Origin of the sequence: Pseudomonas sp. 39004, assembly GCF_028682155.1 — a bacterium.
GTDB classification, from domain to species: domain Bacteria; phylum Pseudomonadota; class Gammaproteobacteria; order Pseudomonadales; family Pseudomonadaceae; genus Aquipseudomonas; species Aquipseudomonas capeferrum.
This window is the reverse complement of record NZ_JANIAG010000003.1, coordinates 41346-62263: the sequence shown is the minus strand read 5'-3', so window position 1 is coordinate 62263 and position 20918 is coordinate 41346. Positions and strand designations below refer to the sequence as shown.

Here is a 20918-nt window from a genome sequence, read left to right as displayed (position 1 = left end):
GAGAAACGTTCTAGACACGTTTTCAATTACGCCCCCTGACCGAACCTTGGGAGTTGATGATTAATGGATATCCGTAAAGTCAAGAAACTGATCGAACTGCTGGAAGAGTCTGGCATCGACGAACTGGAGATCAAGGAAGGCGAAGAGTCGGTCCGTATCAGCCGTCACAGCAAGACCCCAGCAGCTCAGCAGTTCTACGCACCGGCCCCGATGGCTGCCGCACCTGTAGCCGCCCCGGCCGCTGCCGCTGCTGCCCCGGTCGCCGAAGCCGCTGCCCCGGCCCTGAAAGGCACCGTGGTGCGTTCGCCGATGGTCGGTACCTTCTACCGCAAACCATCGCCGACCTCGCCGAACTTCGCTGAAGTTGGCCAGTCGGTGAAAAAGGGCGACACCCTGTGCATCGTCGAAGCCATGAAGATGATGAACCACATCGAAGCCGAGTTCGGCGGTGTCATCGACGCCATCCTGGTAGAAGACGGCCAGCCGGTTGAGTTTGACCAGCCGCTGTTCACCATCGTTTGAACCGCGGAGAGCCAACGATGTCTGCGAAGCTCGAAAAAGTCCTGATCGCCAACCGCGGGGAAATTGCCCTGCGGATCCTGCGTGCCTGCAAAGAGCTGGGCATCAAGACCGTCGCCGTGCACTCCACGGCTGACCGCGAACTGATGCACCTGGGTCTTGCAGACGAGTCGGTCTGCATCGGTCCTGCGCCCTCCAAAGGTTCCTACCTGCACATCCCGGCGATCATCGCTGCCGCCGAAGTCACTGGCGCCACCGCGATCCACCCGGGCTACGGCTTCCTGGCTGAAAACGCCGACTTTGCCGAGCAGGTAGAAAAATCCGGTTTCGCCTTCATCGGCCCGAAAGCCGACACCATTCGCCTGATGGGCGACAAGGTTTCGGCCAAGGACGCGATGATCAAGTCGGGTGTTCCGACCGTACCGGGCTCTGACGGCCCGCTGCCGGAAGACGAAGAAGTCGCCCTGGCAATCGCCCGTGACGTCGGCTATCCGGTGATCATCAAGGCCGCCGGTGGCGGTGGTGGTCGCGGCATGCGTGTGGTGCACAAGGAAGAGGACCTGATTTCCTCGGCCAAACTGACCCGTACCGAAGCCGGTGCTGCGTTTGGCAACCCGATGGTCTACCTGGAGAAGTTCCTGACCAACCCACGTCACGTGGAAGTTCAGGTACTGTCCGACGGCCAAGGCAACGCCATCCACCTGGGCGACCGTGACTGCTCGCTGCAGCGCCGTCACCAGAAGGTACTGGAAGAAGCGCCGGCACCGGGCATCGACGAGAAGGCCCGTCAGGAAGTCTTCAAGCGTTGCGTCGATGCGTGCATCGAAATCGGCTACCGCGGTGCGGGTACTTTCGAGTTCCTGTACGAGAACGGCAACTTCTACTTCATCGAGATGAACACCCGCGTACAGGTTGAGCATCCGGTGTCGGAAATGGTCACTGGCATCGACATCGTCAAGGAGATGCTGAGCATCGCCGCTGGCAACAAGCTGTCGTTCCGCCAGGAAGACGTGGTGATCCGTGGTCACTCCCTGGAGTGCCGGATCAACGCCGAAGACCCGAAGAAGTTCATCCCGAGCCCAGGCACGGTCAAGCACTTCCACGCCCCAGGTGGCAACGGCGTTCGCGTCGATTCGCACCTGTACAGCGGTTATTCGGTTCCACCGAACTACGACTCGCTGATCGGCAAGCTGATCACCTACGGCAAGGACCGCGAAGAAGCCATGGCGCGCATGCGCAATGCGCTGGACGAGATCGTCGTCGACGGCATCAAGACCAACATCCCACTGCACCGCGACCTGGTGCGTGATGAAGGTTTCTGCAAAGGCGGCGTCAACATTCATTACCTCGAGCACAAACTGGCTAGCCAGGAGTGATTGTGTAGTGTGATGTGATGAAAACCCCGGACTTGTTCCGGGGTTTTTTATTGGCTGCAGGAAGTCGGTGATGCTGGTGGGTGCATGCCTTGAGGGGTGTGTTGCCTATGAGATCAAGCGCCGTCACCGCAAATCCCCCAAACAAGCCTCACCCTTTCATCCGCGGCATCTCGATACGATGCTCATGCACCCGCCGATACAACGTCGCCCGCGAAATCCCCAACGCCCGCGCCGCATCCGCCGGCTTCCAGCGATGCCGGATCAAGGCATCGAGCAACAGCTGCCGCGCCGGGCTGGAAAGGCCACGGTCGCCAGAGGGCAGCGCATCGCCACGCACCTCCTGCGGCAAATCCTCAAGCCTCACCCAACCGCCTTCACTCACCGCACAGGCATAGCGCAACACCTGCCGAAGCTGGCGCAAGTTGCCCGGCCAGCGGTACAGCAACAGCGCCTGCAATGCATCATCCGCCAGCACCACCTCGACACCGCACGCCTCCGCTTCCTCGGCCAACAACTGATGAACCAACCCCAACCGGTCCTCCCGATCCCGCAGCGGCGGTAACTCGAACCTGGCGTTGGCCAGGCGGAAATACAGGTCCTCGCGAAAACGCCCGTCCGCCACCATCGCCGCCAGATCCCGGTGCGTCGCGCAGATCACCTGGATATCCACCCGCTCACGCCGCGCAGCCCCCAGTGGCGCCACCTCGCCCTCGGCCAGCACGCGCAGCAGGCGGGTCTGCAGATTCAGCGGCATGTCGCCGATCTCGTCGAGGAACAACGTGCCGCCATCAGCCTGCTGCAAAAGCCCCTGCATGCCTTTGCTGGAAGCCCCGGTGAACGCCCCGGCCACATAACCGAACAGCTCGCTCTCGATCAGGCTCTCGGGGATGGCTGCGCAGTTCAGCGTGACGAAGGGCCCTTCACGCCGCAGGCTTTGCTGGTGCAACTGACGGGCGAAAACCTCTTTGCCGGCGCCTGTCTCACCCTGCACCAGCACCGCCAGGTTGCAGTCCTTGACCCGCGTGGCCAGGCGCAAGTGCTGCTCGATGCGCGCATCCTGCGCCTGGCGCAACCGCTGCGCTTGCGGGCGCCGTTGCGGTGCGCTGACCCGGCCATACAGCTCGCCCCAGCCAGGCAGGCGTTGCGCCGAGGCCTCGTTGATGCAGCGCAGTTGGCCCGGGTCGAACAGTTCGCCGATATGCTCGGGCAAGCGACCCAGGCGCTCCACCAGCCGCTGGCGGGCCAGGCTGTTGAGCGCCTGCAGGCGTCCGTCGGCATCCCAGGCCAGCAGGTAATCCGGCTGGCTCTCGACGTAGCCCGGTGTGCCATGCGCACGCATGACCCAATGGCCCTGGGCGCTGTGCATGAAAAACGCGTTTTCGATCTCGCGCGCAGTGTGCTCGACCAACTGCCGGATCAGGTGCTGGCTGCGGCGATCATCCGGGGACTGCAAGGCGGACACATCCACCACGCCAAGCAGCTCGCCGAGCGGGTCGAACACCGGCGCCGCGGTGCAGGTCAGGCCGATGAAGGCGGCGCGAAAGTGATCGCGCTTGTGCACCGTGACCGGCGCCTTGCTGGTCAGCACCGCCGCCACCCCACAGGTGCCCTCCTCGCCCTCCGACCAGCACGTGCCGAGGTACAGCCCGGCCTTGCGGCAGTCGTTGCGGATGGCCGACTCGACCCGGTAATCGATGGTCTGCCCCTGGGCATCGGTGAGCAGAACGCAATAGTCAGCGCCGCGCACCCGTTCATGCAGCCGCGCCACCGCATCGCTGGCGATGCGCAAGAACAGCTCGGCGCGTTCGCGGCATTCGTTGAGCAGGCTTTGGGAAAGGATACGTGGCCCCTGCTGCGAGCCTGGATCGAGGCGATACAGGTCCATGGAGCGGCGCCAGGAGTCGAGGATCAGCGGCGGCACCGGCGCCTGGGGTAGGCGATCGGCGTTTTTCAGCACCCGGCTGACGCAGTCGACATGGGCTCGGGAGTTCGCGGCAAGCATTCAGGCCCTCCGGTTCTCGTTGCTGTTTTTGTCGTTGTGCGGCCATTAAGCGCTTCCGAGCATGCCCCGACAAGCACTGTGTGATTACCGGTTGGCTTGAGACGCTGCGTCTCAGCGTCTCGGCAAACACGGCCCCGGCGTGGCACGCGGCGTCTCGCAGGGGCCGCCTGGCACATGCCTGGCGTTATGCTGCAACCGCTCTAAGGCGGCCACTTCAGGCCTGCCGAGCAAAGCTGGCACCCACCTTGCTCTGCCCATGGCAAACAAGAATATGAGGTGCGCCATGCCGCAACCCACCCCGACTGTCGGGATCATTGCCAACCCTGCCTCCGGCCGCGACCTGCGCCGCCTGACTGCCAGTGCCGGGCTCTATTCGAGCACCGACAAGGCTTCGGCGATCCAGCGCCTGCTCGCCGCCTTCGGTGCCACCGGCATCGACAAGGTTCTGCTGCCCACCGACATGACCGGCATCGCCGCCGCCGTGCTCAAGGCCAGCCAAGGCCCGGGCGCTCGCGATCAGCACTGGCCGACCCTCGAGATCATCGACCTGCCGTTGACCCAGACCGTTGCCGATACCCGCCTGGCCACCCGGCGCATGGTCGAGCAAGGCGTGACGATGATCGCGGTACTCGGCGGCGATGGCACCCACAAAGCCGTCGCTGCCGAGGCCGGCGACACGCCACTGCTGACGTTGTCCACCGGCACCAACAATGCCTTCCCTGAATTGCGCGAAGCCACCAGCGCCGGCCTGGCCGGCGGCCTGCTCGCCAGCGGCCGGGTACCTGCCAGCATCGGCTTGCGCCGCAACAAGCGCCTGCTGGTGAAGGTGCCCGAGCAGCAGTTGGCCGAGTGGGCCCTGGTGGAAGTCGCCGTGTCGCCCCAGCGCTTCATCGGCGCCCGGGCCCTGAGCCGCAGCGAAGACCTCAGCGAAGTATTCGCCTGCTTCGCCGAACCCCACGCCATTGGCCTGTCCGCCTTGTGCGGCCTGTGGTGCCCGGTTTCACGCCTGGACGCTCACGGCGCCTGGGTACGCCTGAACCCTGGCGCCGAACAGGCCCTGCTCGCACCGCTGGCGCCCGGTGTGCTGCAAGGCTGTGGCATCACCGCCAGCGGCCCATTGACGCCCGGTGTCGCCCATCGCCTGAGCCTGGCCAGCGGCACGCTGGCCTTGGACGGCGAGCGCGAGATCGAATTCGCCGAACACGACACCCCCACCATCACTCTGGACCACCAAGGCCCCCTGACCGTGGACGTCGAGGCCGTACTGGCCCACGCCGCCCGCCATCACCTGCTGGCCGTCCCGCGCGGCCACCGGCTACACCCTGCAACCGCGTGTTGAGACAACCCTGGAGAACAACAAGATGTCCAATCAACTCAGTACCGAACAACTGCTGCATGCCTATGAAGTGATGCGCACCATCCGCGCATTCGAAGAGCGTCTGCACGTGGAGTTCGCCACCGGCGAGATCCCCGGGTTCGTCCACCTCTATGCTGGCGAGGAGGCCTCCGCCGCAGGGGTCATGGCCCACCTGCGCGACAGCGACTGCATTGCCTCGACCCACCGCGGGCACGGCCACTGCATCGCCAAGGGCGTGGATGTGTACGGCATGATGGCCGAGATCTACGGCAAGAGAACTGGCGTATGCGGCGGCAAGGGCGGCTCCATGCACATTGCCGACCTGGAAAAGGGCATGCTCGGCGCCAACGGCATCGTCGGGGCCGGCGCGCCGCTGGTTGCCGGTGCTGCCCTGGCCGCCAAGCTCAAGGGCCGCGACGACGTGTCGGTGGCCTTCTTCGGCGACGGCGCCTCCAACGAGGGCGCCGTGTTCGAAGCCATGAACATGGCCGCGATCATGAACCTGCCGTGCATCTTCGTCGCCGAGAACAACGGCTACGCCGAGGCAACGGCCTCGAACTGGTCGGTGGCCTGCGACCACATTGCCGACCGCGCCGCCGGTTTCGGCATGCCGGGTGTGACCATCGACGGCTTCGATTTCTTCGACGTGTACGAGGCCGCCGGCGCCGCCATCGAACGGGCGCGTAGCGGGCAAGGGCCCTCGCTGATCGAGGTCAAGCTCAGCCGCTACTACGGCCACTTCGAAGGTGACGCGCAAACCTACCGCGCCCCGGATGAAGTGAAGAACCTGCGCGAAACCCGCGATTGCCTGATGCAGTTCCGCAACAAGACCACCCGCGCCGGCCTGCTCAGTGCCGAACAACTGGACGCCATCGACGCCCGTGTCGAAGACCTGATCGAAGACGCTGTGCGCCGCGCCAAATCCGATCCCAAGCCACAGCCCGCCGACCTGCTCAGCGACGTCTACGTCAGCTACCCCTGAGCCGCGGATTACAAGAACAAGAGGAGAATCACCATGGCAAGAAAGATCAGCTACCAGCAGGCCATCAACGAAGCCCTGGCCCAGGAAATGCGCCGTGACAGCACCGTGTTCATCATCGGTGAAGACGTCGCCGGCGGTGCCGGTGCCCCTGGCGAAGAGGATGCCTGGGGCGGCGTGCTGGGCGTGACCAAAGGCCTCTACCACCAGTTCCCAGGCCGGGTACTGGATGCGCCGCTGTCCGAGATCGGCTATGTCGGCGCCGCCGTGGGTGCCGCGACCCAAGGTCTGCGCCCGGTGTGCGAACTGATGTTCGTGGATTTTGCCGGCTGCTGCCTGGACCAGATCCTCAACCAGGCCGCCAAGTTTCGCTACATGTTCGGCGGCAAGGCGGTGACCCCGCTGGTGATGCGCACCATGTACGGCGCCGGCCTGCGCGCGGCGGCCCAGCACTCGCAGATGCTCACCTCGTTGTGGACGCACATCCCCGGGCTGAAGGTGGTCTGCCCCTCTTCGCCGTACGATGCCAAGGGCCTGCTGATTCAGGCGATACGCGACAACGACCCGGTGATCTTCTGCGAGCACAAACTGCTCTACAGCATGCAGGGCGAAGTGCCGGAAGAGGTCTACACGGTGCCGTTCGGTGAAGCCAACTTCCTGCGCGACGGCGACGATGTGACCCTGGTGACCTACGGGCGCATGGTCCATGTGGCCCTGGAGGCCGCCAACAACCTCGCCCGCCAGGGCATCGACTGCGAAGTGCTGGACCTGCGCACCACCAGCCCGCTGGATGAAGACAGCATTCTCGAAAGCGTTGAGAAGACCGGCCGCCTGGTGGTGATCGACGAAGCCAACCCGCGCTGCTCGATGGCCACCGACATCAGTGCACTGGTGGCGCAAAAAGCCTTCGGCGCCCTCAAGGGCCCGATCGAGATGGTCACCGCGCCGCATACGCCGGTGCCGTTCTCCGACGCCCTGGAAGACCTGTACATCCCCGACGCGACGAAAATCGAGGTCGCCGTGCGCAAGGTAATCGAAGCCGCAAGGAGTGCCGCATGAGCCAGATCCATACGCTGACCATGCCCAAGTGGGGCTTGTCGATGACCGAGGGCCGGGTGGATACCTGGCTCAAGCAGGAAGGTGACGCCATCAGCAAGGGCGACGAAGTGCTGGACGTCGAGACCGACAAGATCAGCAGCAGCGTCGAAGCCCCCTTCAGCGGTGTACTGCGCCGCCTGGTGGCCAAGCCGGATGAAACCCTGCCGGTCGGTGCGCTGCTGGCGGTGGTGGTCGAAGGCGAAGCCGACGAGGCCGAGATCGACGCCGTGGTGCAGCGCTTCCAGGCCGAGTTCGTCGCCGAAGGTGGCGCAGACCAGGCGCAGGGCCCAGCCCCGCAAAAAGCCGAAGTGGGCGGCCGCCTGTTGCGCTGGTTCGAACTGGGCGAAGGCGGTACGCCGCTGGTGCTGGTGCACGGCTTTGGCGGTGATTTGAACAACTGGCTGTTCAACCACCCGGCGCTGGCCGCCGAACGCCGCGTCATCGCGCTCGACCTGCCCGGGCATGGCGAGTCGGCCAAGGCACTGCAACGCGGGGACCTGGATGAACTTAGCGAAGCGGTACTGGCACTGCTCGACCACCTGGAGATCCCCCGGGCCCACCTGGCCGGGCATTCGATGGGCGGTGCGGTCAGCCTCAACGTGGCACGCCTGGCGCCGCAGCGGGTGGCAAGCCTGAGCCTGGTGGCCAGTGCCGGGCTAGGCACAGCGATCAACGGCCAGTACCTGCAAGGCTTCGTGGCCGCTGCCAACCGCAATGCACTCAAGCCGCAGATGGTGCAGCTGTTTGCCGACCCGGCGCTGGTTACCCGGCAGTTGCTGGAGGACATGCTCAAGTTCAAGCGGCTGGAGGGTGTAGACGCGGCGTTATGCCAACTGGGGTCGGCCATTGCCGAAGGCGACCAGCAGCGCCACGACCTGCGGGGCGTGCTGGGGCAGCACCCGGCGCTGGTGATCTGGGGCGGGAAGGACGCGATCATCCCGGCCAGCCATGCCGACGGGCTGGAGGCCGAAGTACTGGTGCTGCCAGATGCTGGCCACATGGTGCAGATGGAGGCGGCCGAGGAGGTGAATCGGAGGATGGGGGCGTTTTTGCGGGGGCATTGAAGGGGGGGGGCGTGCAGGTGTTCGCCTTGGGATGTGCAGCGCCTATGAGATCGAGCGCCGCGCGGGCGGCGCTCGGTCTCATAGGCGCCGAAACAATCAAGGCATGCACCGTCCGCCCCCACTCGTTCACTGTCTCAACCCCCCATTCTGCGTCATACTCGGCAGACCTATTGCCCGGTCTCCACCATGCGTCCATTGCTCCCCATCACCTTGGTCCTGTTGCTTGCCGCGTGCGGAGATGGCGAATCGCTATTGCCTCCGGACGCACGCCTGCCCGACGGCGGGCGCTACCGGGGTGAGGTGGTTGACGGCCTGCTGCAGGGCGAGGGGCGCATCGACTACCCAAACGGCAGCTGGTACGCCGGCGGCTTCAAAAATGGCCAGTGGCATGGCCAGGGCGAGTGGCACGGCCAGAACGGTGAAGTCTACCGGGGCCAGTTCGCCGAGGGCCTGTTCCAGGGCCTGGGTGACCTGACCACGCCGGGCAGCCACTATGCCGGTACTTTCAAGCACGGCCGGCGCGACGGCGAAGGCACCCTCAAGCAAGCCGACCAGACCTACCGCGGCCAGTTCAAGGACGACCAGTACGAAGGCGCGGGCGAGCTGGAGCTGGCCGACGGCAGCCGCTACCAGGGCCTGTTCGCCAAAGGCAAACCGAACGGTGCCGGGGTGCGCAGCGATGCCAGCGGCAACCAGTTCAGCGGCCGTTTCGTCGATGGCCTGCTGCAAGGCAGCGGCACCTACGACAGCGTCGACGGCGAACAGTACATCGGCGAGTTCAAGGACAACCGCCTGGAAGGCCGCGGGCGCTATGAAAGCGCCGACGGTGACGTCTGGATCGGCGCGTTCAAGGACGGCTCATTGATTGGCGAGGGCGAACTGCTCGGCAGTGATGGCAGCCACTACAAGGGCGGTTTCGTCGACTGGCACCTGTCTGGCCAGGGCAGCCTGCAGCTGGCTGACGGCAGCAAGTACACCGGTGGCTTCGAAAACGATGCCTACCACGGCCACGGCCGACTGACCCTGGCCAACGGCAAAGTCGAGGGCGGCACCTGGGTCAACGGCGTACGCGTGCGCGACGAAAAGGGCGCGCTGTTGCCCGACCCGCTGGACCTGGCCCTGCTCAACCAGGGCCACCTGCTTGAAGACGCGCTGGCGCGGGTACCGCACACCGCGCCGGCGATCCAGTTGTACAGCCTGGTAGTGGCCGGCGACGGCCAGCAAAGCGTATTCCTGCGCGAAGCCGACTATGTCAGCAACATGCTCAAGGTCCGCTTTGGCGCCCGCGGCCAGGTCACGCTGGTCAATCACCGCGACCATATGGCCAGCCGCCCCATGGCCACCCGCGAGAACCTCACCCGCGCCGCCCGCACCTTGGCCGAGCGCAGCGGCCCCGAGGACCTGGTGTTCATCTACCTCACCAGCCACGGCAGCCAGGACCACCAACTGGTGCTCGACCAGCCGCGCCTGCAACTGGCCGACCTGCCCGCCGACGAACTGGCCAGTGCCCTGGCACCGCTGAAAGATCGCGACAAGATAATCGTCATTTCCGCCTGCTATTCAGGGGGCTATATCGCCCCGCTCAAGGATGATCGCACGGTGATCATGACCGCCGCCCGCGCCGACCGGGTGTCTTTCGGCTGCTCGGAAGAAGCGGATTTCACCTACTTTGGCGATGCCCTGTTCGCCGAAGCGCTGAACCAGACCGACGACCTGAAACAAGCGTTTGAACTGGCGCGCGCCAGCGTTGCCGAAAGAGAACAAAAGGAAGGTTTCGAGGCCTCGGAACCGCAGCTTTGGGCGCCGCCAGCCGTACTGGCACACTGGCAGCACCTAAGACGGCAACAGGCCGAAGAAGCGTTACGCAATGCTGCACAGGCCACCGTGGAGGAGCAGGCAAAAAAGCCGGCCAACCACTAAGCTTGTGTGTAACAAGGGAGAGACATCATGTATTTGACGCCTCAGCATGTCTTGCTTGCCGGTGCCACGGGTCTGACGGGTGAACACCTGCTCGACCGCCTGCTCAACGAGCCGACCATCAGCCGGGTACTGGCGCCTACGCGCCGGCCACTGGCTGAACACCCACACCTGGAAAACCCGGTGGGTGATCCGGCGGTGTTCCTACCGCAACTGGCTGGGCGGGTGGATATCGCCTATTGCTGCCTGGGGACCACACTCAAGCAGGCTGGCTCCGAGTCGGCGTTCCGCGCCGTGGACCTGGACATGGTAGTGGCCTTCAGCAAACGTGCCCGCGAGCTGGGTGCGCGGCATCTGCTGGTGGTCAGCGCACTCGGCGCCGACCCTAAGTCATCGATTTTCTACAACCGGGTCAAGGGCGAAATGGAAGAAGCGCTCAAGGCCCAGGACTGGCCGCAACTGACCATCGTCCGGCCTTCGCTGCTGCTAGGGGACCGCATCGAGCCTCGGCTCGGCGAACAGCTGATTTCGCCTCTTTCCAAGCTGATACCTGGCAAGTACCGGGGTATCGAGGCTTGCACACTGGCACGGGCGCTATGGCGCTTGGCGCTGGAAGAAGAAGACGGGGTGCGGGTCATCGAGTCGGATGAACTGCGCCGGCTGGGCAAGATATAGCGTAAGCAATCAAAGGCCGCCGGTAGCCTGGAAGCCGACCCCCGCTGCCGTCAGCAGTGATAACGGCAGCAGCAGGGTGTCCAGCAACATACTGCCGGGCAGGTCCAACCCTGGGTATCCCGGGGCCTCAGCCCCGAAGTGATCCTTCGGGCAGCACCCGCCATTCATCACATACAGGTCCAGCCGGGTGCCGGCGTACACCACCGGTGCGCCCGGCTTGTTGGCATCCAGCGTGCGCACCGTGGCACATCCACTCAGCAGCGTCAGCGCCACCAGCCCCGACAGTGCGCGTTTCAATCATCCGCCCCAAAGTGATGCTCGCCCCAACGCGGCAGCATGTCCTGGGGGATGTCCAGCAGGTTGAGAATGCGCGCTACGACGAAATCGATCAGGTCGTCGATGGTCTGTGGCTGATGGTAGAAGCCCGGGGCCGCCGGCAGAATGACCGCACCCATCTGCGAGAGCTTGAGCATGTTCTCCAGGTGGATGGTCGAGAACGGCGCCTCGCGCGGTACCAGAATCAACTGACGGCGCTCTTTGAGGGTGACGTCGGCGGCACGCTCGATCAGGTTGTTGCAAGCACCGGTGGCAATCGCCGACAAGGTGCCGGTGGAGCATGGCACCACCACCATCGCCGCCGGCGCGCCGGAGCCCGAGGCCACCGGCGACATCCAGTCTTCCTTGCCATACACGCGGATCTGCCCATCGGCAGCGCCGGTGTACTCGGTCAGAAACGCCTGCATCGCCTGGGGCTTGGGCGGCAGCAACACGTCGGTTTCGGTAGACATCACCAGCTGCGCGGCCTTGGAGATGAGGAAGTGCACCTCGCGGTCCTCGCGCACCAGGCAGTCGAGCAGGCGCAGGCCATATTGAGCGCCAGAGGCGCCCGTCATGGCCAGGGTGATGCGCTGCGGCCCGCTCACTTGAGCGCCTCGGCCAACTTGCCGTGCAGGCCGCCGAAGCCGCCGTTGCTCATGATCACCACGTGGGTGCCTGGGCGGGCCTGGCCCTTGATGCGCTCGATGATCGCCTCCAGGCTGTCGGCGACCACGCTCGGCACCTTGCACTGCGCTGCCGTGGCGGCCAGGTCCCAGCCCAGGTTGGCCGGGGCGTACCAGATCACCTGGTCGGCGTCGTTGACGCTTTCCGGCAGGCCGTCACGGTGGGCGCCCAGCTTCATCGAGTTGGAACGTGGCTCGATCACCGCGATCACCGGCGCTTCGCCTACACGCTTGCGCAGGCCGTCGAGGGTGGTGGCGATGGCGGTCGGGTGATGGGCGAAATCGTCATAGATGGTCACGCCCTGCACCTCGGCGACCGTCTCCATGCGCCGCTTGACGCTCTTGAAGGCGCTCAGCCCGGCGATGCCCATGGCTGGCACCACGCCTACATGGCGCGCGGCGGCCAGGGTGGCCAAGGCGTTGGCGACGTTGTGCTGCCCGGTCAATGGCCAGTCGACCACGCCTTGGGCCTCGCCCTCGAACAGCACTTCAAAGCGCGAACCATCGGCACTGAGCAGGCGCGCCTGCCACTGCCCGCCTTCACCGGTGGTTTGTACCGGGGTCCAGCAGCCCATGCCGATGACGCGTTCCAGCGCCTGCTCGGTGGTGGGGTGAATCACCAGGCCTTCGCTCGGGATAGTGCGCACCAGGTGGTGAAACTGCCGCTCGATGGACGCAAGGTCAGGGAAGATGTCTGCGTGATCGAACTCAAGGTTGTTGAGGATGGCCGTGCGCGGGTGGTAGTGAACGAACTTCGAACGTTTATCGAAGAACGCACTGTCGTACTCATCGGCCTCGACCACGAAGAACGGGGTGTCGCCCAGGCGCGCCGACACCGAGAAGTTCTGCGGCACACCGCCAATCAGGAACCCCGGGCTCATGCCGGCGTGCTCCAATACCCAGGCCAGCATGCTGCTGGTGGTGGTCTTGCCATGGGTACCGGCAACGGCCAGTACCCAGCGGCCCTGCAGCACGTGGTCGGCCAGCCACTGCGGGCCGGAGACGTAGGGCAGGCCCTTGTTCAGCACGTACTCCACCGCCGGGTTGCCCCGCGACATGGCATTGCCGACCACTACCAGGTCGGGTGCCGGGTCTAGCTGAGCCGGGTCATAGCCTTGGGTCAGCTCGATGCCCTGGGCTTCGAGCTGGGTGCTCATCGGGGGATAGACATTGGCGTCGGAGCCGGTGACGCGGTGGCCAAGCGCTTTGGCCAGCACCGCCAGGGAACCCATGAACGTGCCGCAAATACCGAGAATGTGAATATGCATGGTCGACCTCGCAAAACATCGAGGCAGGGTAGCCCAGGGCGCAGGAAATCGCACCCGCTGTTTCGCTCAGCCGGCCCGTGCTATGCCGTGTTTGCGCAGTTTTCGATACAAGGTATTGCGGCTGATGCCCAGATGCTCGGCGACGCGGGTCAAGTGCCAGCGGTTTGCCTCCAGTACCGTCAGCAGGGCTTGGCGCTCGGCGTCTTGTAGCGGCGGGCTTGGGTTGCGGTCGGGGTATGCAGTAGTCGCGGAAGATGGGGGGGCGGTGTTGTGGAAGATGGTCGGTAGGTCGGCAGATTCGATGCGGCCGTTGTCGCAGAGCGCTACCAGGGTGCGCAGTGTGTTGCGCATCTGCCGCACGTTGCCGGGCCACGGGAACTGCAGCAACGCGTGCCGTGCATCAGGCGCGATCTGCAGGGGCTGCCCCTGCGCTTCCTGATGCAGCAGAAAGTCCAGCAACTGGCCCTTGTCACTACGCTCGCGCACCGCCGGCAGGGCCACTTCCAGGCCATTGAGGCGGTAATACAGGTCCTCGCGGAACGTGCCCTGCGCCACCCGCTCCAGCAGGTCGCGGTGGGTCGCACTGACGATGCGCACGTCCACGGCCTGGGGCTCGCCGCCAATCGGTACCACCTGGCGCTCTTCCAGCACCCGCAACAGGCGCGTCTGCAAGGCCAGCGGCATGTCACCGATCTCGTCCAGCAGCAACGTACCGCCATCGGCCTGCAACAACTTGCCGCGCATGCCTTCCTTGCGCGCGCCGGTAAAGCTACCACCGCGATAACCGAACAGCTCGCTCTCGATCAGGCTCTCCGGAATAGACGCGCAGTTGACCGCCACGAACGGTTTGCCGCTTCGCTGGCTGGCCTGGTGCACCGCCTGCGCGAAGGCCTCCTTGCCGCAACCGGTCTCGCCGCGCAGCAGCAGCGGCACATCACGTTCGAACACCCGCACACAGCGGCGAAAGTCATTTTGCAACGCCGGGTCGAGCAGGCAGATGCCGGGTTCTGCTTCGCGCGGGGGCCGAGGGTGGCCGAGCGGCACCGACCACACCGGCGTGCGCGCCTGGCCACGCAGGCTGGCGAACACCTGGCGACCGTCACGCGTGTGCAACGGCCAGACGGTACTGCCGCCGGGTACGGCGCGGCTGAACAGTTCGTCGTGGCTGCAGGCAAAAAAACGCTCCACCGGCTTGCCCAGCACGCCCCCGCGCACGGTACCCAGCAAGTTGAGTGCACTCTGGTTGGCCGCGCAGATCCGCCCATCAGCCTCGAAGGCCAGCAAGCCCTCGCTGAACAAGCCGACCGACTCGGCGTGCAGATGAAAACGCAGCAGCCATTGCTGTTCGAAATGACGCAGGAAGTAACAGCTCTCGATCATCTTGGCCGACAGGTTGACCAGGGCCATAGTGTGAAACTGGCTCTGACGCGAGACATCCGGCCGCGCCGACGACACGTCGAGCACCGCCAACAGATCGCCATGCGGGTCGAACACCGGGCTTGCCGAGCAGGTCAGGCCGGTGTGGCGGCCACGAAAATGCTCGTGCTGATGAATGGTCAGTGCCTGGCGCTCGACCAGGCAGGTACCGATGCCGTTGGTGCCTTCGCGCGCCTCGCTCCAGTCTGCGCCCAGCCACAACCCGGCCCGCTCGAAGATACGCCGCTCGGTGGGTGCGCTGACACAGTTGAGGATCACCCCGCGGGCATCGGTCAGCAGCACCGCATGACCGGCGCCAGAGAGCTGCTGATGCAGGCTGTTCATCTCGCTGTCGGCAATTTTCAGTACCTGGCGCAGGCGCTCGCGGCTTTCCAGCAGGCGCCCGTGCTCAAGCACCACAGGGGCTTCGATCAGCGTCGGGTCGAGGTGGTGCTCCTCAAGACAACGCAGCCAGGAACGCGCGATGGCCGGGTCACTGCCGCCCTCCCCAGCTTCACCATGGGCAACGGTGTGCACTTGCTGGGCATGGCGACTCAGGTGGTTGCTCTGCATTTGTTGTCGTTCTCCGCAGATAGAGCGTTCAGCCAGCATCCTCCACCCGGCGGGGCTTTGCAATGCAGCGTACCGCTGCGTGTCGCAAACGGTACAAAGTGTCACCCAGGCCGTGCCAGCCCTGGCGCAGCGGTCGCCGGCGAACCCCACAGAACCGTCCCAAGTGGTTGATTTTGATGGCCCTCAAAACACTGGCCCAACCTTTGCTCTACGCTTTTCAACTCCCTAACAAACACAATAGCCAGGAGACACACCATGCGTTACGCACATCCCGGTACCGACGGCGCGAAGGTTTCCTTCAAGAGCCGCTACGGCAACTACATCGGTGGTGAGTTCGTAGCACCGGTCAAGGGGCAGTACTTCGAAAACACCTCCCCGGTGAATGGCAAGCTGATCGCAGAGTTTCCCCGCTCCACTGCCGAAGACATCGACAAGGCCCTGGATGCCGCCCACGCCGCCGCCGACGCCTGGGGCCGCACCTCGGTCCAGGACCGTTCCAATGTTCTGCTGAAGATCGCCGACCGCATCGAACAGAACCTTGAAGTGCTGGCCATTACCGAAACCTGGGACAACGGCAAGCCGGTCCGCGAAACCCTCAATGCCGACATCCCGCTGGCGGTCGATCACTTCCGTTACTTCGCCGGCTGCATCCGCGCCCAGGAAGGCGGCGCCGCCGAGATCAACGAAGGCACCGTCTCCTATCACATTCACGAGCCACTGGGCGTGGTCGGGCAGATCATCCCGTGGAACTTCCCGCTGCTGATGGCCGCCTGGAAACTCGCCCCGGCCCTGGCCGCAGGCAACTGCGTGGTGCTCAAACCCGCCGAGCAGACGCCGCTGGGTATCACCGTACTGATGGAACTGATCGGCGACTTGCTGCCCAAAGGCGTGCTCAACGTGGTTCAGGGTTATGGCCGCGAAGCGGGCGAAGCGTTGGCTACCAGCAAACGTATCGCCAAAATCGCCTTTACCGGCTCGACCCCGGTCGGCTCGCACATCATGAAATGCGCTGCCGAGAACATCATCCCGTCCACCGTCGAACTGGGCGGCAAGTCGCCTAACGTGTACTTCGAAGACATCATGCAGGCCGAGCCAAGCTTCATCGACAAGGCCGCCGAGGGCATGGTGCTGGCGTTCTTCAACCAGGGCGAAGTGTGCACCTGCCCGTCGCGTGCGCTGGTGCAGGAGTCGATCTACCCGCAGTTCATGGAAGTGGTGATGAAGAAGGTCCTGCAGATCAAGCGCGGCGACCCGCTGGACACCGACACCATGGTCGGCGCCCAGGCGTCGCAGCAACAGTTCGAGAAGATCCTGTCGTACCTGGAAATCGCCAAGGAAGAAGGCGCCGAGCTGCTGACCGGCGGCAAGGTGGAAAAACTCGAAGGCGCGCTGTCGACCGGTTACTACATCCAGCCGACCCTGCTCAAGGGCAACAACCGCATGCGGGTGTTCCAGGAGGAAATCTTCGGCCCGGTGGTCAGCGTCACCACCTTCAAGGACGAAGCCGAAGCACTGGCGATTGCCAACGACACCGAGTTCGGCCTCGGTGCCGGCGTGTGGACCCGCGACATCAACCGCGCCTACCGCATGGGCCGCGGCATCAAGGCCGGCCGCGTGTGGACCAACTGCTACCACCTGTACCCGGCGCATGCCGCGTTCGGCGGTTACAAGAAGTCCGGCGTTGGCCGTGAGACCCACAAGATGATGCTCGATCACTACCAGCAGACCAAGAACCTGCTGGTGAGCTACGACATCAACCCGCTGGGCTTCTTCTAGAAAACAGCTTCAAGTTGCAAGCTACAAGCTGCAAGAAACAGCGGGTACAGCACCCAACTGCTTTTTCTTGAGGCTTGTAGCTTGCGGCTTGTAGCTCCATGGCTCGCTTCCTGCAGTACCCATCACCACCGGCCGGAACCCCTCCGGCCACCAAGAAAAACAACAGGTGAAACTATGCCCAGCGATCATTCCGGCAATGCGCCGGCAGGCTCTTCCGTCGACTTCGAAAAGGTCGGTTCAGACTATTTCCAGCAACGTGAACTGAAAAAAGGCGCCGCCGGCTGGGTATTGCTGGTCGGCCTTGGGGTCGCCTATGTGATCTCCGGCGACTACGCCGGGTGGAACTTCGGCCTGGCCCAAGGCGGCTGGGGCGGCATGTTCCTCGCTACCCTGCTGATGGCCACCATGTACCTGTGCATGTGCTTCTCGCTGGCCGAACTGTCGTCGATGATCCCCACCGCAGGCGGTGGCTACGGCTTCGCCCGCAGCGCATTCGGCCCTTGGGGCGGCTTTCTCACCGGTACGGCCATCCTCATCGAATACGCCATTGCCCCTGCGGCGATCGCCGTGTTCATCGGCGCCTATTGTGAATCGCTGTTCGGCATCGGCGGCTGGGTCATCTACCTGGCCTTCTACATCGTGTTCATCGGCATCCACATCTTCGGGGTGGGTGAAGCGTTGAAACTGATGTTCATCATCACCGCCATCGCCGCCATTGCCCTGGCCGTGTTCCTGGTGAGCATGGTGCCCCATTTTGATGCAGCCAACCTGTTCGACATCGCCAAGACGGACGCCGCAGGCGCCAGCAGCTTCCTGCCGTTCGGCTATGTCGGCGTGTGGGCCGCGATCCCCTATGCGATCTGGTTCTTCCTTGCCGTCGAAGGCGTGCCCCTGGCCGCCGAAGAAACCAAGAACCCGAAACGCGACCTGCCACGCGGCCTGATCGGCGCGATGCTGGTATTGCTGGCCTTCGCCCTGCTGATTCTGGTGGTCGGCCCTGGCGCTGCGGGTTCCGAAGCACTCAAGGCCTCGGGCAACCCGCTGGTCGAGGCACTGTCCAAAGCCTATGGCGGCTCCACCTGGATGGGCAGCTTCGTCAACCTGGTGGGCCTGGCAGGCCTGATCGCCAGCTTCTTCTCGATCATCTATGCCTATTCACGGCAGATCTTCGCGCTGTCGCGTGCGGGCTACCTGCCGCGCAAACTTTCCCAGACCAACAAGAGCAAGGCACCGGTACTGGCGCTGATCATCCCCGGCCTCATCGGTTTCGGCCTGTCGCTGACCGGCCAGGGTGACCTGTTGATCCTGGTCGCGGTGTTCGGCGCGACGCTGTCCTACGTACTGATGATGGCTGCGCACATCACCCTGCGTATCCGCCGGCCGAAGATGGAGCGGCCGTATCGCACCCCGGGCGGCATCTTCACCTCCGGCGTTGCCCTGGTATTGGCGTGCATCGCCGTGGTGGCGGGCTTCCTGGTCGACCCACGGGTTGTGATTGGCGCTGCGGTGATCTATGGAGTATTAATTGCCTACTTTGCTTTCTACAGCCGCCACCACCTGGTAGCGGGCACACCGGAAGAGGAATTCGCCGCGATCCAGAAGGCCGAAGAGGCCCTGAACTGATCGCCGACACCCGCCGCGGGCCAGCCCCGCGGCGCTCTGGAGAATCTGTATGGCAAGTTTCGTACACACGGTAGGCCACCTGGTCTACCGCTTCGACAGCCTCAAGGACGTGATGGCCAAGGCCAGCCCCGCACGTTCGGGGGATTTCCTCGCGGGTGTCGCCGCCAGCAATGACGGCGAGCGGGTCGCCGCGCAGATGGCCTTGGCCAACATCCCGCTCACGCACTTCCTGAACGAGGCGCTGATCCCCTACGAAGCGGACGAGGTCACCCGCCTGATCATCGACACCCACGACGCCCAGGCCTTCGCGCCGGTCAGCCACCTGACCGTGGGCGGCCTGCGCGACTGGCTGCTCAGCGAGGAGGCCGACGAAGACAGCCTGCGTGCCCTGGCACCGGGCCTGACACCGGAGATGGCGGCGGCAGTGTCGAAGATCATGCGCGTTCAGGACCTGATCCTGGTGGCGCAGAAAATCCGCGTGGTCACCCGTTTTCGCGGCACCATGGGCCTGCGTGGGCGCCTGTCGACCCGCCTGCAGCCCAATCACCCAACCGACGAGCCAGCCGGGATTGCCGCCAGCATTCTCGACGGCCTGTTGTACGGCAACGGCGACGCCATGATCGGCATCAACCCGGCCACCGACAGCATCGCCTCGATCTGCGCCCTGCTGGAGATGCTCGACGCCATCATCCAGCGCTACGACATCCCCACCCAGGCCTGCGTGCTGACCCACGTCACCACCTCGATCGAAGCGATCAACCGGGGCGTACCGCTGGACCTGGTATTCCAGTCGATCGCCGGCACCGAAGCAGCCAACGCCGGCTTTGGCATCAACCTCAACGTGCTGCAGGAAGGCTACGAAGCGGGCCTGTCGCTCAAGCGCGGCACCCTCGGGCAAAACCTCATGTACTTCGAAACCGGCCAGGGCAGCGCCCTGTCGGCCAACGCCCACCATGGCGTCGACCAACAGACCTGCGAGACCCGCGCCTACGCCGTGGCCCGGCATTTCAAGCCGTTTCTGGTCAACACCGTGGTCGGCTTCATCGGCCCGGAGTACCTGTACAACGGCAAGCAGATCATCCGCGCCGGCCTCGAGGACCATTTCTGCGGCAAGCTGCTTGGCGTGCCCATGGGCTGCGACATCTGCTACACCAACCACGCCGAAGCTGACCAGGACGACATGGACACCCTGCTGACCCTGCTGGGCGTGGCCGGTATCAACTTCATCATGGGCATCCCAGGCTCCGACGACATCATGCTCAACTACCAGACCACCTCGTTCCATGACGCGCTGTATGCGCGCCAGACCCTGGGCCTCAAGCCCGGCCCGGAATTCGAGGCGTGGCTGGCGCGTACCGGCATCTTCACCCAGGCCGATGGCCGGGTGCGCTTCGGTGAAAAACTGCCGCCGGCATTCCGCCAGGCCTTGGCACAGCTTGCATAGGGATGACCATGGACCATCGCACAGTAACCCCCGACAACCCCTGGCTGGCCCTGCGCACCCTGACCCCGGCCCGTATCGCCCTGGGCCGCGCCGGCACCAGCCTGCCGACCGGTGCACAACTGGACTTCCAGTTCGCCCACGCCCAGGCCCGCGATGCCGTGCACCTGCCGTTCGACCATGCGGGGCTGACGGCCCAGCTTACTGAGCGCGGGCGCGAAAGCCTGGTGGTGCACAGCGCCGCCAGCGACCGCGACCAGTACCTGCAACGCCCCGACCTGGGGCGACGGCTGAACGAAGACTCGATTGCGGCCCTGCGTCAGCATGCCGAGGCCAACCCGGGCGGTGTCGACCTGGCCATCGTGGTCGCCGACGGCCTCTCGGCCCTGGCCGTGCACCGTCACACCCTGCCTTTTTTGACCCGTTTCGAGGAACAGGCCGCAGCCGACGGCTGGACCAGCGCCCCGGTAGTGCTGGTGGAGCAGGGCCGGGTGGCGGTGGCCGACGAGGTGGGCGAGTTGCTCGGCGCACGCATGACCGTGATGCTGATCGGCGAACGCCCAGGCTTGAGCTCGCCCGACAGCCTCGGCCTGTATTTCACCTACGCACCACGGGTCGGCCTGACTGACGCCTACCGCAACTGCATCTCCAACGTGCGCCTGGAAGGCCTGAGCTACGGCATGGCGGCCCACCGCCTGCTGTATTTGATGCGCGAGGCCTGTCGCCGGCAGCTTTCCGGGGTGAATCTGAAGGACGAAGCCGAGGTCCATAGCCTCGACAGCGATACCCCCGCCAGCCAAAAAGGAAACTTCCTACTCGGAAAAGAGTAAAAA

Annotated in this window: 17 protein-coding genes; 12 read left to right on the top strand and 5 right to left on the bottom strand. The window is 64.6% G+C overall.

The annotated features are described in order from the left end of the window. Positions 1-63 precede the first annotated feature (63 nt). Entirely contained in the window at positions 64-522 is a 459-nt protein-coding gene (accB, locus tag NP534_RS01045; RefSeq protein WP_274097459.1) for an acetyl-CoA carboxylase biotin carboxyl carrier protein, read from the top strand. Between the two features lie 17 nt (positions 523-539). Further along, positions 540-1895 carry an acetyl-CoA carboxylase biotin carboxylase subunit gene (accC, locus tag NP534_RS01040; RefSeq protein ID WP_033703398.1) on the top strand — a complete coding sequence of 452 codons (1356 nt, stop codon included), beginning with the start codon at positions 540-542 and terminating at the stop codon, positions 1893-1895. Positions 1896-2043: 148 nt separating this feature from the next. Here accC and NP534_RS01035 read toward each other — a convergent pair whose 3' ends face one another. Beyond that, positions 2044-3897, bottom strand: coding sequence for a sigma-54-dependent Fis family transcriptional regulator (locus NP534_RS01035; protein WP_274097458.1), 1854 nt, complete (start codon positions 3895-3897; stop codon positions 2044-2046). Between the two features lie 283 nt (positions 3898-4180). Between NP534_RS01035 and NP534_RS01030 the strand changes: the two genes are divergently transcribed. The 6 genes from NP534_RS01030 (at position 4181) to NP534_RS01005 (ending at position 10987) form a co-directional block, all read left to right on the top strand. Continuing rightward, the gene (locus NP534_RS01030) at positions 4181-5236 is read left to right on the top strand and encodes an ATP-NAD kinase family protein (protein ID WP_274097457.1); all 1056 of its coding nucleotides are present in this window, start codon (positions 4181-4183) and stop codon (positions 5234-5236) included. Between the two features lie 22 nt (positions 5237-5258). Further along, entirely contained in the window at positions 5259-6236 is a 978-nt protein-coding gene (locus tag NP534_RS01025) for a thiamine pyrophosphate-dependent dehydrogenase E1 component subunit alpha (protein ID WP_274097456.1), read from the top strand. 33 nt (positions 6237-6269) lie between these two features. Beyond that, the gene (locus tag NP534_RS01020; RefSeq protein WP_274097455.1) at positions 6270-7292 is read left to right on the top strand and encodes an alpha-ketoacid dehydrogenase subunit beta; all 1023 of its coding nucleotides are present in this window, start codon (positions 6270-6272) and stop codon (positions 7290-7292) included. After that, positions 7289-8395 carry an acetoin dehydrogenase dihydrolipoyllysine-residue acetyltransferase subunit gene (locus NP534_RS01015; RefSeq protein WP_274097454.1) on the top strand — a complete coding sequence of 369 codons (1107 nt, stop codon included), beginning with the start codon at positions 7289-7291 and terminating at the stop codon, positions 8393-8395. Before NP534_RS01020 ends, NP534_RS01015 begins: the two co-directional genes overlap by 4 nt. A 186-nt stretch (positions 8396-8581) precedes the next feature. Then, entirely contained in the window at positions 8582-10315 is a 1734-nt protein-coding gene (locus NP534_RS01010) for a C13 family peptidase (RefSeq protein WP_274097453.1), read from the top strand. Positions 10316-10342: 27 nt separating this feature from the next. Next, positions 10343-10987, top strand: a complete 645-nt coding sequence (locus tag NP534_RS01005) for an oxidoreductase (protein WP_274097452.1) — start codon at positions 10343-10345, stop codon at positions 10985-10987. 9 nt (positions 10988-10996) lie between these two features. Here NP534_RS01005 and NP534_RS01000 read toward each other — a convergent pair whose 3' ends face one another. From NP534_RS01000 to NP534_RS00985, 4 genes are all read right to left on the bottom strand, one after another. After that, the gene (locus NP534_RS01000) at positions 10997-11284 is read right to left on the bottom strand and encodes a YceK/YidQ family lipoprotein (protein WP_033703407.1); all 288 of its coding nucleotides are present in this window, start codon (positions 11282-11284) and stop codon (positions 10997-10999) included. Further along, the gene (gene ubiX / locus NP534_RS00995; protein WP_033703408.1) at positions 11281-11910 is read right to left on the bottom strand and encodes a flavin prenyltransferase UbiX; all 630 of its coding nucleotides are present in this window, start codon (positions 11908-11910) and stop codon (positions 11281-11283) included. Before ubiX ends, NP534_RS01000 begins: the two co-directional genes overlap by 4 nt. After that, positions 11907-13256: a UDP-N-acetylmuramate:L-alanyl-gamma-D-glutamyl-meso-diaminopimelate ligase gene (mpl, locus tag NP534_RS00990; protein WP_047583487.1), complete on the bottom strand. Its 1350-nt coding sequence runs from the start codon at positions 13254-13256 to the stop codon at positions 11907-11909. Before mpl ends, ubiX begins: the two co-directional genes overlap by 4 nt. 66 nt (positions 13257-13322) lie before the next feature. Then, positions 13323-15245 (bottom strand): sigma-54-dependent Fis family transcriptional regulator, encoded by a 1923-nt coding sequence (locus NP534_RS00985; RefSeq protein WP_274097451.1) that lies wholly within the window; start codon positions 15243-15245, stop codon positions 13323-13325. A 255-nt stretch (positions 15246-15500) separates the two neighbouring features. Here NP534_RS00985 and exaC point away from each other — a divergent pair, with 255 nt between their 5' ends. From exaC to eutC, 4 genes are all read left to right on the top strand, one after another. After that, positions 15501-17021 carry an acetaldehyde dehydrogenase ExaC gene (exaC, locus tag NP534_RS00980; RefSeq protein WP_274097450.1) on the top strand — a complete coding sequence of 507 codons (1521 nt, stop codon included), beginning with the start codon at positions 15501-15503 and terminating at the stop codon, positions 17019-17021. A gap of 174 nt (positions 17022-17195) precedes the next feature. Next, positions 17196-18644: an ethanolamine permease gene (gene eat / locus NP534_RS00975; protein WP_274097449.1), complete on the top strand. Its 1449-nt coding sequence runs from the start codon at positions 17196-17198 to the stop codon at positions 18642-18644. 49 nt (positions 18645-18693) lie between these two features. After that, entirely contained in the window at positions 18694-20088 is a 1395-nt protein-coding gene (locus tag NP534_RS00970) for an ethanolamine ammonia-lyase subunit EutB (RefSeq protein WP_274097448.1), read from the top strand. 8 nt (positions 20089-20096) lie between these two features. Beyond that, entirely contained in the window at positions 20097-20915 is an 819-nt protein-coding gene (gene eutC / locus NP534_RS00965; RefSeq protein ID WP_274097447.1) for an ethanolamine ammonia-lyase subunit EutC, read from the top strand. Positions 20916-20918: the final 3 nt, after the last annotated feature.